Below are 13,086 nucleotides of genomic sequence, written 5' to 3' on the forward strand. Positions count from 1 at the left end.
GACGTAGCCGCCGTAACCAAGTGGCCTTCCCGGCCGTTCCCGGGCCGAACGCCCGCGCCGACCGATGGATGGCCTCTTGCCCAGGTTCAGTGTCATTGTCCCCGCGTACCAGGTTCAGGCGTACCTGCACGAGTGCCTGGAGTCGGTGCTCTCCCAGTCCTGTCCCGATCTGGAACTGATCGTCGTCGACGACTGCTCGCCGGACGCGTGCGGCGCGATCATCGACGAGTTCGCCGCCCGCGACGCGCGTGTACAGCCCGTCCATCTGCCCGAGAACGTCGGCCTGGGCCCCGCCCGCAACGCCGGCGTGGCCCACGCGAGCGGCGACTACCTGCTGTTCCTCGACAGCGACGACACCCTCACACCGGACGCGCTGCGCTCCATCGCCGACCGGCTGAAGGAGACCGGCGAGCCGGACGTCCTGGTCTTCGACTACGCGCGCACCTACTGGACGGGCGAGGCGGTCCGCAACCAGGCGGCCCTGCAGCTCTCCGAAAAGGGACCGGCCCCGTTCCGCCTGGAGGACCGGCCGGGCCTGCTGAAGCTGCTGATGGTCGCCTGGAACAAGGCCTACCGGCGGGAGTTCGTCGAGGAGAAGGGCTTCGCCTTCCCGCCCGGCTACTACGAGGACACACCGTGGACGTACCCGGTGCTGATGACGGCCGAGTCGATCGCGACCCTCGACCGCGTCTGCGTGCACTACCGGCAGCGGCGGCTGGGCAGCATCCTGCGCACCACCAGCGAGCGGCACTTCGATGTCTTCGACCAGTACGACCGGATGTTCGCGTATCTCGATGAGCGCCCCGAGCTGGACCGGTGGCGGCCGGCGCTGTTCCGCCGCATGGTCCACCACCTGGCGATCGTGTACTCCCGGCGGGACCGGCTGCCGCGCGGCTCGCGTGCGGACTTCCTGCGCCGAGCTCGCGCCCACTACCGCCGCTACCGCACCCCGGGCCCGCCCGTCCCCCTGCGCGCCCGGGTGCACCACACCCTGATCCGCTTCGGCCTGCACCGCACCTACCGCACGCTCCAGCTGACGGCGGCCCTGCACCGCGCCGCCGCCCGGACCACCAAGAGGCTGCTGCACGGCCTGCGGACCGCCGTGCTCAGGGTCCACTACGGCGTCCAGCGCTGCCTCCCCGTGCGCTCCGACCGTGCCGTCTTCGCCGCCTACGACGGCCGCGGCCACGGCTGCAACCCGGGCGCGCTGGAGTCCGCGGTCCGCGGCCTCGCGCCGCACATCCGGACGGCGTGGATCGCCCGCCCGGAGCACCATCACGCCAGCCCGCCGGGCCCGCGCTGCGTCGTCCCCGGCACGGCCGCCTACTGGACGGCGCTCGCCCGTTCCCGGTACCTGGTCAGCAACACCGACTTCGACCACCGCCTGGTCAAGCGCCGGGGCCAGGTCCTGATCCAGACCGGGCGGGGCACCCCGCTGGGGCACATCGGCCTGGACCTCCAGGAGCGCCCGGCGGCGGCGCGCGGCAGGGACTTCGCCCGGCTGCTCAGGGGCGTCGACCAGTGGGACTTCGTGCTGTCCGCCAACCGCCACACCACCCTGACCCAGGAGCGCGTCCACCCCGGCCGCTACACCACGCTGGAGTACGGCTACCCGCGCAACGACGTGTTCCGGACGGCGACCACGGCGGACGTGGCCCGGCTGCGCGCCTCGCTGGGCATCCCGGAGGGCACGGTGGCGATCCTGTACGCGCCAACCCACCGCGACTACCGCCGCTCCCAGCACCGCACCCTCGACCTCCAGCGGATCGTGCGCCGCCTCGGCCCGCGCTTCATCGTCCTGGCACGCGCCCACCACGCCTACGGCGCCCCGCTGGCCACCACCCGCGGCCGGGTCGTCGACGTCAGCGACCACCCGAGCGTGGAGTCGCTCTGCCTGGCCTCGGACGCCCTGGTCACGGACTACTCGTCGCTGATGTTCGACTACGCCAACCTGGACCGGCCGATCGTGATCCACGCCGACGACTGGGAGGCGTACGAGGCGTCCCGCGGCACCTACTTCGATCTGCGGGCCTCCCCGCCGGGCGCCCTCGCGCGCGGCGAGGACGAGCTGATCGACATCTTCGCCACCGGCCACTGGCGGGGCTCCCGCTCGACCCAGCTGCGCGCGGCGTTCCGCGAGCGGTTCTGCGCCTACGACGACGGACGGGCCGCCGAGCGGGTCGTCCGCCGTGTCGTTCTCGGGGAGTCGGAGCTGCCGCCGGTCGTCCCGCTCGGCGAGCGCCGTCCGGTGCCGTCGGCGGCGGCCTCGCTGGCGCGTGAGCCGCTCGCCACGGTGCCGCGCCCGGCCGGTCCCCCGAACATCACCGACCACCTCTGACCACGGTTCTCACGCCGGGGAGTCCGCATGCCCTCCAGCCCGACGCGGCCGACCCCCAGCCGGCCGCCGTCCTGGCGTCCGTCGGGGCGGCCACGCTCCTGAAAAGCAGCCCCTCGATGCCCCTCGACAGAAAGAGCAGAATGCCCCGCTTCAGCATCGTCGTCCCGTCCCATGGGGTCGCGGGCCGGCTGTCCCTGGCGCTGGACTCGATCCTCGCCCAGTCGTTCGGCGACTTCGAGCTGATCCCGGTGTGCGACGCACCCGACGCACCGGCGGCCGACGTCGTCGCCGGGTACGCCGAGCGGGACTCCCGGGTGACGCCGGTGCACTCCCCGCCCTCGGCCGGTCTGGCCGGGGCGCGCAACACCGGGCTGCGGGCGGCCGTCGGCGGCCATGTGCTGTTCCTCGACGGCGACGACGTCCTGGTCCCGGGGGCGCTGGCGGCACTGGACGCCCGGCTGAGCGCGGTGGGCGACGTCGACGCGCTGTACTTCGAGCACGAACGCACCCCCTGGTGGGAGGGCGAGCCGGCCAACCCGGCCGCGCCCCTGCTGGCCAGGACCCCGGACGGGGTCTTCTCCCCCGGCCGGGCCCCGGAGCTGACGGGCGTGACACTCCCGGCGTGGAGCGCGGTCTACCGCCGGGCCTTCCTCACCGACCGGGACATCACCTTCCCCGGGGACCACTTCACCGACGTCGGGTTCGGCGCCCTGGTCGCCCTGCGGGCGGAGCGGGTGGCGGCCCTGCGGGCGGTCGTCGTCCGGCATCTGCTGCGCCGGCAGGGCAACCGGCTGAACCTTCCGGGCGGGCACCATGCCGAGCTGCTCGACCAGACCGAGCTGGTGCTGACTCGGGCGGCGGAGCAGGGGCTTTCCGCGGACCGGCTGAAGCCGCTGTTCACCCAGCTCTTCGCCGCCGTACTGAAGACGGCCGCCCACCCCCGGCGGCTGCCGGCCGGGCGGCGCGCCTTCTTCCGCCGGGCGGGCGCCCTCTACCGGCGGCACCGCCCCGCCGGCTACCGGGCGCCCGGCGGCAGCCTCGGTGTCCAGCACCGGCTGCTGGCGGCCGGTTCGTACCCGGCGTTCCGCACCCTGCGCGCCGCCAACCAGGGGGCGCTGCGGGCCGCCGCGCTGCTCCCGCGCCCCCGGGGGCTGCGCACCCGGCTGCGCTACGCGGCGAGTCTGCGTCTCCCGCTCGACAAGAACCTCGCCGTGTACTGCGCGTACTGGGGCCGGGGCTACGTCTGCAACCCGGCCGCGATCCACGCCAAGGCCCGCGAACTCGCCCCGCACCTGCGCTCGGTGTTCCTGGTGGAGCCGGACGCGGTGGACGCCGTGCCGAAGGACGTGGAGTACGCGGTCATCGGCAGCCGGAAGTACTGGGAGGCGCTGGCCCGCGCCCGGTACCTGGTCAACAACGCCAACTTCGCGGACGCCGTGGTCAAACGCCCCGGCAGCACCCACCTGCAGACCCAGCACGGGACCCCGCTGAAGACGATGGGCGCCGACCAGGCGACGTATCCCGTGGTGGCCGCGGCGACGGGGAGCTTCGCCAGACTGCTGGCCCGGGTGGACCGCTGGGACTACAACCTCACCTCCAACCGCCACTCCACGGAGATGTGGGAGAAGGCGTTCCCCGGTGCGCACGAGACCCTCGAGTACGGCTATCCGCGCAACGACGTCTACTGCACGGCGTCCGCCGAGGACGTCGCCCGCGTCCGCAAGGAACTCGGCGTCCCCGAGGGCAAGAAGGCGATCCTCTACGCCCCCACGCACCGCGACTACGCCACCGGCTTCGCGTCCGGCCTGGACCTGGCCGAGTTCTGCGAGGCGATCGGCGACGAGTACGTGGTCCTGCTGCGCGCCCACTACTTCTACGACCAGGGGCCCGGCCGGGGCGGCGGCCGGATCATCGACGTCACGGGGCACCGCTCGTCCGAGGACGTGTGCCTGGCGGCCGACGCGCTGGTCACCGACTACTCGTCGATCATGTTCGACTACGCCAACCTGGACCGGCCGATCGTCGTGTACGCCGACGACTGGGACGTCTACCGGGAGACCCGGGGCGTCTACTTCGACCTGATGGAGCTCCCGCCCGGCAGGGTCGCCCGTACGCCCGAGGAGCTGGCGGCGGCCTTCATCGACGGCGGTTACGCGGACGAGTCCGCGACGGCCCTGCGCGCCACGTTCCGGGAGCGCTTCTGCCAGTTCGACGACGGGCGGGCCGCCGAGCGCGTCGTACGCCGGGTGCTGCTGGGGGAGCCGCCCGAGTCGATCCCGCCCGTGATCCCGCTCGCGGAGCGCGTCCCGGCCCCCGCCGCCACCCTCGTAAGGAGCTGACCGAAGAAGTGCCCCGCTTCAGCATCATCGTCCCCGTCTACAAGGTGCAGGGCTTCCTGCGCGAGTGTCTCGACTCGGTGCTCTCCCAGTCGTACGGCGACTTCGAGGTGATCGCCGTGGACGACCGCTCCCCCGACGGCAGCGGCGCGATCCTCGACGAGTACGCCGCCCGCGACGCCCGGGTGCGGGTGCTGCACCTGTCCCAGAACGTCGGCCTGGGCCGGGCCCGCAACGCCGGACGGGAGCAGGCGGCCGGCGACTACGTCCTGTTCCTCGACAGCGACGACCGCTACACGCCGGGTCTGCTGGCCGCCGTGGCGGCGCGTCTGGAGGCGACCGGCGACCCGGACATCCTGGTCTTCGACCATGTGCGCACCCACTGGTGGGGCCGGGGCGGGCGCAGCGAGGCGGCGGACCTGCTGGCCGAGGCGGGCACGGAGACGTTCGGCATCCGGGAGAGCCCGCGGTATCTGAACCTGTTCCTGGTCGCCTGGAACAAGGCGTACCGGCGCGCCTTCCTCGAGGAGCACGGCCTGGAGTACGGGCCGGGACTGTACGAGGACGCGCCGGTCACCTACCGGGCGATGGTGCTGGCGGACCGCATCGCCTGTCTGGGCCGGATCGGGGTGGAGTACCGGCAGCGCAGGCAGGGCGCGATCACCAGGACGCCGGGGCGCCGGCACTTCGAGATCTTCCCGCAGTACGAAGGGCTGTTCGCGTTCCTGGAGCAGCGCCCCGACCTCGACTGGGCACGGCCGCCGCTGCTGGAGCGGGCGCTGGACCACATGCTGTTCGTGCTGGCCCGGGAGGACCGGGTGCGGCCCGCGGACCGGGGCGACTTCTACCGCGAGATCCGCTCCTTCCACCGCCGTCACCTCCCCGAGGGCGGCTTCCCGGAGCCGGACGGCTGGCGCGGGATCGAGATGCGGCTGCTGGCCTCGTCGCCCTACGCGTCGTACGCGGCGGTACGCGGTCTGCGGGACCTGCGCGCGAGTGCCCTGGGCAGGAAGCGGCGGGTGGCGCGGAAGGCGTCGGGGGCCGCTCTGCGCACCTGGTACGCGGCCCAGTCGAAGCGCCCGCTCGATCCGCAGCTCGCCGTCTACTCGGCGACCCACCACCGGGGCGTGTCCGGCGACCCGGCCGCGATCCACGCCAAGGCGCGCGAGATCGCCCCGCACATCCGGGGCGTGTGGGTGGTCCGGGAGGACGCGGTGGACGCGCTGCCGCCCGGCATCGACCATGTGACACCGGGCTCGCGGCGCTACCACGAGGTCATGGCGCGGGCCACGTACTGGGTGAACAACGTCAACTGGCCCGGCACCCTGGCCAAGCGGCCCGGCAGCGTCCACATCCACACCCACCAGGGCACCCCGCTCAAGTACATGGGCGCCGATCTGCTGACCAAGCCGGGCGCCCGGCACGGCTTCGATGTGCCGCAGATGCTGCGCCGGGCCGACCGCTGGGACTACAGCCTGGTCGCGGGTCTGCACGCGGAGCGGGCCTGGGAGCGGGCGTACCCGTGCCACTTCGCCTCGCTGCGGACCGGCAGTCCGCGCAACGACGCCCTGGTCGGCGCGGACCCGGAGCGGGGCCCGGAAGTGCGCGAACGGCTCGGCATCCCCGCCGGCGACACGGTCGTGCTGTACGCGCCGACCCGGCGCGACTACCGCAAGGGCGGCCATGTCGACCGGTTCGACCCGGCCCGGTTCGCCGAGGACCTCGGCCCGGGCCACACCCTCGTCGTCCGGCTGCACCCCTCGCTGGCCGGGGGCGTGGCGCGCGGTCTGGGGCTGGCCGAGCTGCACCGTCGGGGCGTGCTGGTGGACGCGACCGACGAGCCGCACGTCGAGGACGTGCTGCTCGCCTCCGACGCGCTGGTCACCGACTACTCGGCCCTGATGTTCGACTACGCCCTCCTCGACCGGCCGATCGTGGTCCACGCCGACGACTGGGGCGCGTTCGCGGCCAGCCGGGGCGCCTACTTCGACATCACGGCCGACGCGCCGGGGCATGTGTCGCGCTCCTACCGCGAGCTGGCCTGGCTCTTCGCGTCCGGCACCTGGCAGGACGGGGAGTCGGCGCGGCTGCGGGCGGGCTTCCGGGAGCGGTACTGCGAGTTCGAGGACGGTCGGGCCGCCGAGCGGGTCGTACGCCTGCTGATGCTGGGCGAGGGGGGCGGTGCGCCGCTGCCCGCGGCTCGCCGGACCGCGGGTGCCGGTGCGAGGTCCGAGGCGCTGGTCGAGCGATGAGAACACCCGCCACCCCCGAGGCCGTCCCCTCCCTGCCCGGCCAGCGGGCCGCCTCGGCACGGCCGCCGGCCGCCGCCGAGCGGCCGCGGCCGGTGCACTGGTGGCACGCGGCGCTGGTCGCCGTGCCCACCGCGGCCCTGTTCGTGCTGGGCTACCGGCGCCGCTGGATCTGCGACGACGGGCTGATCTATCTGCGTCCGGTCCGGCAGATCCTGGCGGGCAACGGTCCCGTGTTCAACGTGGGAGAGCGGGCGGAGAGTTCGACCGGCACCCTGTGGCAGTGGCTGCTCGCGCTCGCCGCCTGGGTCACCGGCGAGGACCCCGCGTTCCTCGCGGTCGGGCTCGGACTGCTGCTGAGCGCCGCCGGGTTCGGGCTCGCCCTGTACGCCACGTGCCGGCTGCACCGGGGCGCCCGGCTGCTGCTCCCGGCGGGTGTGTGCGTGCTGCTGGCCGTGCCGCCGTTCTGGTCGTACATGACCTCGGGCCTGGAGAGCGGCCTGGGCGCCTTCTGGACCGGCCTGTCGTGGTGGCTGCTGACGCGCACCCGGCGCGGGCAGGCGGCCCGGCCGGTGTACACGGCCGCCTTCGTGTTCGGGCTGGGTCCGCTGGTCCGGCCCGACCTCGCGGTGGTCACGGCGTGCTTCCTGGCGGCGCAGTGGTGGGTGCTGCGTCCCACCCGGCGGGGCACCGCCGCGATGCTGGCCTCGGCGGCAGCGCTGCCGCTGGCCTACGAGGTCTTCCGGGCGGGGTACTACGGGATCCTGGTGCCGCTGCCCGCCATCGCCAAGGAGGCGAGCGCCAGCGACTGGAGCCGGGGAGCCGGCTATGTGCAGGAGACGCTCGGGCCCTACTGGCTGTGGCCCGTCGTCCCCCTGCTCGGCGCGCTGACCGTCCTGCTGGTACGACGCACACGCCGGGAACGGCGGTACCGCGCCCCGGGGCGGACCTCGCTCGCGGTACTGCTGGCTCCACTGGCCGCGGGCCTGCTGCTGTCCGCGTACGTGATCCGCGTCGGCGGCGACTACATGCACGCGCGCATGATCCTGCCCGCCCTTCTGCTGCTGCTCCTGCCGGTGCTGGTCGTTCCGGCGAACCGATTCACCGGCGTCGCGAGCGCGCTGCTGCTGGTGTGGCTGGGGGCCGCGGTCAGCCCGCTGCGGACGCCGTTCGACGTGCGCGGCACGCCCGGGTCGTTCAATGTGCGCAGCTCCGACGTGGAGGCCCTCGGCGACCACAACCCGGTGCGCACCGCCACCTGGGTGCGCAACTGGCCCGCTCTGCCGGAGGGGCGCGGCATGCTGGCGGAGGCCGTGCGCGCGCCCGGGCCGACGCTGCTGTATTTCGACTCCGGGCGGCGGCTGCACGCCACGCCGATGCGGCCGGGCTCCCGGTACCACGTGGTGATCGTCGGCCGTCATCTCGGCGTCACGGGAGCCGCGGCACCGCTCGACGCCTATGTCAACGACGCCTGGGGGCTGGCCAGTCCCGTCGGCGCGCATCTCGCGCTGGAGCGGTGGAGCTGGCCCGGGCACGAGAAGTTCCTGCGCAACCACTGGGTCTTCGCGGAGTGGGCCGTGCGGCACCCGCCGCAGCGCGATCTGCTGCGGGCCGGGGCCTCACTGGAGACGGTCGTGGCGGCCCGGGCCGCGCTGGAGTGCGGTGAGCTGGCCGAGCTGAAGCAGTCGGTGCGCGCGCCGCTCACCGCCGAGCGCTTCTGGCGGAACCTCACGGGGTCCGTCGAGCGGACGGGGTTCCGGTTCGCCCGCTGGCCCGCGACGGCGGAGCAGGCGCTCTGCGACTGACCCGATGAGGTGACCCGGGGTCAGAGCTCGCACAGGGCGGGAACATCTGGCGCATGCCCGCCCCCACTTCCGTGAGCGCCTCGGTCCTCGTCCGGCGGACCGTGCGCGGTGCGACGGCGCTGCGCGGCGGGCCGATGGGCCGGCTCACCCCGTACCAGCTGTTCGGCACCCTGTTCTGGCTGGTGATGACGCTGGCGTACTGGCGGGTCCCGCTGTGCTGCGACGCCGGACTGCACGCGGCGGTCGTGGAGCGGCTCAGGGCCGATCCGCTCCACCCGGCCCACCCCATGGCGGACCTGCCGGGCGAGGGCAGCCCCTCCTACGGCCCCTACGCCGTCGCGCAGGGCGTTCTGGCCCGGCTGACGGGGCTGTCCGGCTGGGGAGTCGTGAAGCTGGCGGGGCCGGTGCATCTGCTGGTGCTGCTGACGGGCCTCGGCCGTTTCGTCCGGACCCTCACCACGCGCCCCTGGGCGCCGGTGACGGCCCTGCTGTTCATGACGCTGCTGTGGGGCACGGCGCGGAACCCGTGGAGCGGTCACCTCGCTCTGCTGCCGATGACGACGAACCTGGGCTATCCGTCCGCGCTCACGACCGGGCTGACGCTCTGGGCGTGGGCCTGGACGGCGACCCGTGCGCGTGAGGACGCGCCCACCGTGCGGTTCGTCGGTCCGAGCGGGCTCGGCGGCCGGCCGGGGTACGCGGCGCTCGGCGCCCTGTACGGGCTGATCCTGCTCACCCACTTCGTCACGGCTGCCTCGGCGCTCATCGGCGCGGTGGCGATCGTGGCGTCCCGGCAGCGCGGGTGGCGCCGTCCGGTCGTGGCGCGCTGGGCGCTCGCCGGGGCCGTCTGCGGGGCGGTCGCGGTGGCGTGGCCGTACTACGACGTGCTGGATCTGGTGAGCGGGACCGGCGGGGACGCGAGGGACCGGCGGCCGTACGAGGAGATGTTCGCCGGCTCCTGGCTGGCGCTGCTCGGCGTGCCCGCGCTGTGGCTGCGGGCACGCGGGTCTCTGCGTGATCCGCTGGTGCTGATGTTCCTGCTGGAGTGCCCGCTCGTGGCGTACGGCTGGGTGAGCGGGCACCACGCCTATGTCCTGGCCCTGTGGGCCGTACTTCTGCCGCCGCAGTGCGCGCTGGCGGTGGAGCTGGCGGCGCCCCGGCCCTGGCGGCGGGCCCGGCAGGTGCTGGGCGGGGCGGCGGCGGCCGGGGTGTGCGCCGGGTTCGTCACCGTGCACGCCGGGGCGGTCGTGCCGCGCTCGGCCGACCCGGTGGGGTTCGCACAGCCCGTGCGCTGGCCGGCGTACGACTGGGCGGCACGGCACATCGGGCCGGGCGAGGTGGTGATCACCGACGGGTATCAGGCCGGCCACTCCCTCGCCGGGTACGGGCCGAACCTCGCCGCGCCCGTCCGGTCCGACCCGGCCCTGGACGAGTGGGAGCGGGAGCGCCGGGCGGCCGATGTCCGGGCCTATCTGGCCCCCGGTTCGACCCGCGCCCAGCGTGCCGCCGTCGTCCGCCGCTACCACGTGCGCTGGCTGCTGCTGACGCGCCGGCACCCGGTGCCCGAGGAGGCCGTGGTGGTGGCGTGGAGCGGGGAGACGGGGGAGGTGCTGGCGCGGGTCGGGGGTGACGTGCGGGTGACTACTCGATGACGAGGTCGACCTCGATGTTGCCGCGGGTGGCGTTGGAGTACGGGCAGACCTGGTGGGCCTGCTCGACCAGCTTGCGGCCGGTCGCCTCGTCCACGCTGTCGGGCAGCTCGACGCGCAGCGTGACGGCGAGACCGAAGCCCTCGCCCTGCTTGCCGATGGAGACCTCGGCGGTCACGGCGGCGTCGCTGACGTCGACCTTGGCACCGCGGCCGACGAGACCGAGGGCGCTGCCGAAGCAGGCGGCGTAACCGGCGGCGAAGAGCTGCTCCGGGTTGGTGCCCTGGCCGTTGCCGCCCAGTGCCTGCGGCATGCCCAGCGCGAGGTCCAGCGTGCCGTCGGAGCTGACGGTGCGGCCCTCGCGGCCGTGGGTGGCGGTGGCGACAGCGGTGTAGAGCGCGTCCATGGAAATCTCCCTCTCGCATCACGTTCCGGCGGCCCGCTTCCGGGTCGCCTGACACCCACGATTAGAGCACACAATTAAGTTGTGTGCAATTGAATGGTGGGTCCGAGCTACCCTGGAGCCATGAACACGCCGGACGACGACTGGCTCCGACTGGACCAGCAGATCTGCTTCTCCCTGCACGCGGCCTCCCGCGCCTTCAACGGCGTCTACCGCGTGATCCTCAAGGACCTCGGGCTCACCTACCCGCAGTACCTGGTGATGCTGGTGCTCTGGGAGCAGGGCGAGCTGCCCGTGAAGAAGCTCGGAGAGTATCTGCGCCTCGACTCCGGCACCCTGTCACCGCTGCTCAAGCGGCTGGAGGCGGCCGGTCTCGTGCACCGGGAGCGCAGCGCGCGTGACGAACGGTCGGTGGAGGTGCGGCTGACCGACGAGGGTGCCGCGATGCGGACGCGGGCGCTCCAGGTGCCGCGCCGGATCGCCGGCGCGACCGGTTTCGACGCCACCGAGGTCCGCGCCCTGCGGGCCCGCCTCGACGAGCTCACCTCCGCGCTGGACGCGGCCGCGCTCTCGGAGGTGCCGGCAGACCGGCAGCCGTAGTCGCATAGGGCGTTTTATCGCTTTCGCGGCATTCATCCGACTTACGATCCGTTGTAATGAATGCCGCTCCGGATGCCGACAGGCCTCGCCCCCAGGTCGCCGTCGTGGTCATCGGCTACGACGACGCCGCCCATGTGACGGACGCCGTGCGCTCGGCGCTCGCGCAGGGCCCGGCCGTGCGCGAGGTCGTGGCCGTCGACGACTGCTCGGCGGACGGCAGCGCGGGCCTCCTCGACCGGCTCGCCGCGTCGGAACCCCGCCTCAGGGTGATCCGCCGCCGGGTCAACAGCGGCGGCTGCGGCACCCCGCGCAACACCGGGCTCGACGCGGTGACGTCGCCGTACGTGATGTTCCTGGACAGCGACGACGTCCTGCCGCCCGGCGCGGTCGACGCGCTGCTCGGGGCCGTGACGGGCGCGCACGCGGAGGTCGCGGGCGGGCTGTGTGTACGCCGGGAGCTGCCGTCGGGGCGTGAAGTGCCCTGGGAGGCGCGTCTCTACGCGCTCCACGCCGCGGTACCGCGCCCGGCGCAGCGCCCGCAGCTGGTCCACGACACGCTCTGCGTCAACAAGCTCTACCGCACCGGCTTCCTGCGCGAGCACCGCATCCGCTTCCCCGAGGGCCGCTTCCCGTACGAGGACGTCGTCTTCTCCGCGCGCGTGCTGGCCGCGGCCCCGCGCATCGCCCTGGTGCCCGACCTGGTCTACGTCTGGCATGTGCGCCGGTCCGCCGAGCGGCTGTCGATCTCCCTGGACCGGGCCGGCGTCGACAACTGGCGGGCCCGGACGGAGGCGTGCCGGCAGGCGTACGAGACCCTGCTGGGCGCCGGGCAGAAGGAACTCGCGCGGGCCGCACGCGCCAAGTTCCTCGATCACGAGCTGCGGATGTACATGCGCGAGCTGGGCTTGCGGGACGCCGCCTACCGGCGCGTGTGGTGGGAGCTGACGCGGGCGCATCTCGCCGAGTACGACGCCGACGACTGGGCGCGCAACCCGGCCGCTCCGGGCCGGCTGGCCGGGCGGGTCGTCCTGGCCTCCCCGGAGCCGCGCGACCTGCCCCGGCTGGGGGAACTGGCGGCCCGTCCGGCCCGCCTCTGTCCGCCGTACGCCCGTGCAGCCGACGGCACGCCCGTCTGGTCGGAGGACCTTCCGCAGGTCTCCCTGGAACCCCTGCTGACCCGGCCGGTGCGCGCGCTGCCCCTCGCCGTGGACGCGGAGCTGCGGCCACGCGCGCGTGGCGCCCGGCTGCGGCTGCGCCTGCACGAGCTGTACGGCCGGGTGGAGCGGGCGGGCCCGCAGGCGGTGGAGGCGGAGTGGCGGCACCGGGACGGCGGGGATGTCAGTGTCCGCGCCACGACCCGGTTCGCGGAAGCCGCCGGCGGCTGGTCGGCCGAGGCGGACGTCGACCTGCCCGCACTGGCCGCGCTCGGTACGGGCACCTGGGACCTGCGCCTTCGCGTCCGCTTCCGGGACGGAGTGAGCCGCGAGGTCACGGCGCACGCGCTCGCGGGCGCCGGTCTGCTGCGCCGCAGTGCCGTCCCGAGCGCCCGGCATGGCGTGGTGCTCGTACAGCCGTACGCCACCCACTCCGGCGCGCTGGCGCTGCGGGTGGCGCCCGGCGTACGCGGTGTGCTGTCCGTCGTACGCGCGAGGCTGCGCCGCCTGCTTCACTGAACACGACGGGCCAACTGACGAGGGGACGGTCGC

8 protein-coding genes are annotated in these 13,086 nt (G+C 74.0%); 7 read left to right on the forward strand and 1 reads right to left on the reverse strand.

The window, feature by feature from the left end; translation table 11 throughout:
• Window positions 1-76: 76 nt before the first annotated feature.
• The 5 genes from ACFT32_RS42785 (at window position 77) to ACFT32_RS42805 (ending at window position 10,380) form a co-directional block, all read left to right on the forward strand.
• Window positions 77-2,338, forward strand: a complete 2,262-nt coding sequence (locus ACFT32_RS42785; protein ID WP_382500016.1) for a CDP-glycerol glycerophosphotransferase family protein — start codon at window positions 77-79, stop codon at window positions 2,336-2,338.
• A gap of 140 nt (window positions 2,339-2,478) precedes the next feature.
• On the forward strand, window positions 2,479-4,677 hold the full coding sequence (locus tag ACFT32_RS42790; RefSeq protein ID WP_382500018.1) for a CDP-glycerol glycerophosphotransferase family protein: 2,199 nt from the start codon (window positions 2,479-2,481) through the stop codon (window positions 4,675-4,677).
• Window positions 4,678-4,685: 8 nt separating this feature from the next.
• The gene (locus ACFT32_RS42795; protein WP_382500020.1) at window positions 4,686-6,926 is read left to right on the forward strand and encodes a CDP-glycerol glycerophosphotransferase family protein; all 2,241 of its coding nucleotides are present in this window, start codon (window positions 4,686-4,688) and stop codon (window positions 6,924-6,926) included.
• The gene (locus tag ACFT32_RS42800; RefSeq protein WP_382500022.1) at window positions 6,923-8,728 is read left to right on the forward strand and encodes a hypothetical protein; all 1,806 of its coding nucleotides are present in this window, start codon (window positions 6,923-6,925) and stop codon (window positions 8,726-8,728) included. The genes ACFT32_RS42795 and ACFT32_RS42800 overlap by 4 nt, the downstream gene beginning before the upstream one ends.
• A 71-nt stretch (window positions 8,729-8,799) precedes the next feature.
• Entirely contained in the window at window positions 8,800-10,380 is a 1,581-nt protein-coding gene (locus ACFT32_RS42805; RefSeq protein WP_382500082.1) for a hypothetical protein, read from the forward strand.
• On the opposite strand, the gene ACFT32_RS42810 is transcribed toward ACFT32_RS42805, so the two are convergent.
• Entirely contained in the window at window positions 10,370-10,783 is a 414-nt protein-coding gene (locus tag ACFT32_RS42810) for an organic hydroperoxide resistance protein (protein WP_376393510.1), read from the reverse strand. The genes ACFT32_RS42805 and ACFT32_RS42810 overlap by 11 nt on opposite strands.
• Window positions 10,784-10,903: 120 nt before the next feature.
• Between ACFT32_RS42810 and ACFT32_RS42815 the strand changes: the two genes are divergently transcribed.
• On the forward strand, window positions 10,904-11,380 hold the full coding sequence (locus ACFT32_RS42815; RefSeq protein ID WP_382500024.1) for a MarR family winged helix-turn-helix transcriptional regulator: 477 nt from the start codon (window positions 10,904-10,906) through the stop codon (window positions 11,378-11,380).
• 56 nt (window positions 11,381-11,436) lie between these two features.
• Window positions 11,437-13,053, forward strand: a complete 1,617-nt coding sequence (locus tag ACFT32_RS42820) for a glycosyltransferase family 2 protein (RefSeq protein ID WP_382500026.1) — start codon at window positions 11,437-11,439, stop codon at window positions 13,051-13,053.
• The last annotated feature ends 33 nt before the right edge of the window (window positions 13,054-13,086 follow it).

The organism is Streptomyces sp. NPDC057002 (genome assembly GCF_042673825.1).
In the GTDB taxonomy this organism is placed as follows: domain Bacteria; phylum Actinomycetota; class Actinomycetes; order Streptomycetales; family Streptomycetaceae; genus Streptomyces.

Excerpts from the sequence above, each read along its gene's own strand:
- ACFT32_RS42800 (WP_382500022.1), top strand. The coding sequence starts at position 6,923 with ATGAGAACACCCGCCACCCCCGAGGCCGTCCCCTCCCTGCCCGGCCAG.
- ACFT32_RS42815 (WP_382500024.1), top strand. The coding sequence starts at position 10,904 with ATGAACACGCCGGACGACGACTGGCTCCGACTGGACCAGCAGATCTGC.
- ACFT32_RS42790 (WP_382500018.1), top strand. The coding sequence starts at position 2,479 with ATGCCCCGCTTCAGCATCGTCGTCCCGTCCCATGGGGTCGCGGGCCGG.
- ACFT32_RS42810 (WP_376393510.1), bottom strand. The coding sequence starts at position 10,783 with ATGGACGCGCTCTACACCGCTGTCGCCACCGCCACCCACGGCCGCGAG.
- ACFT32_RS42820 (WP_382500026.1), top strand. The coding sequence starts at position 11,437 with ATGAATGCCGCTCCGGATGCCGACAGGCCTCGCCCCCAGGTCGCCGTC.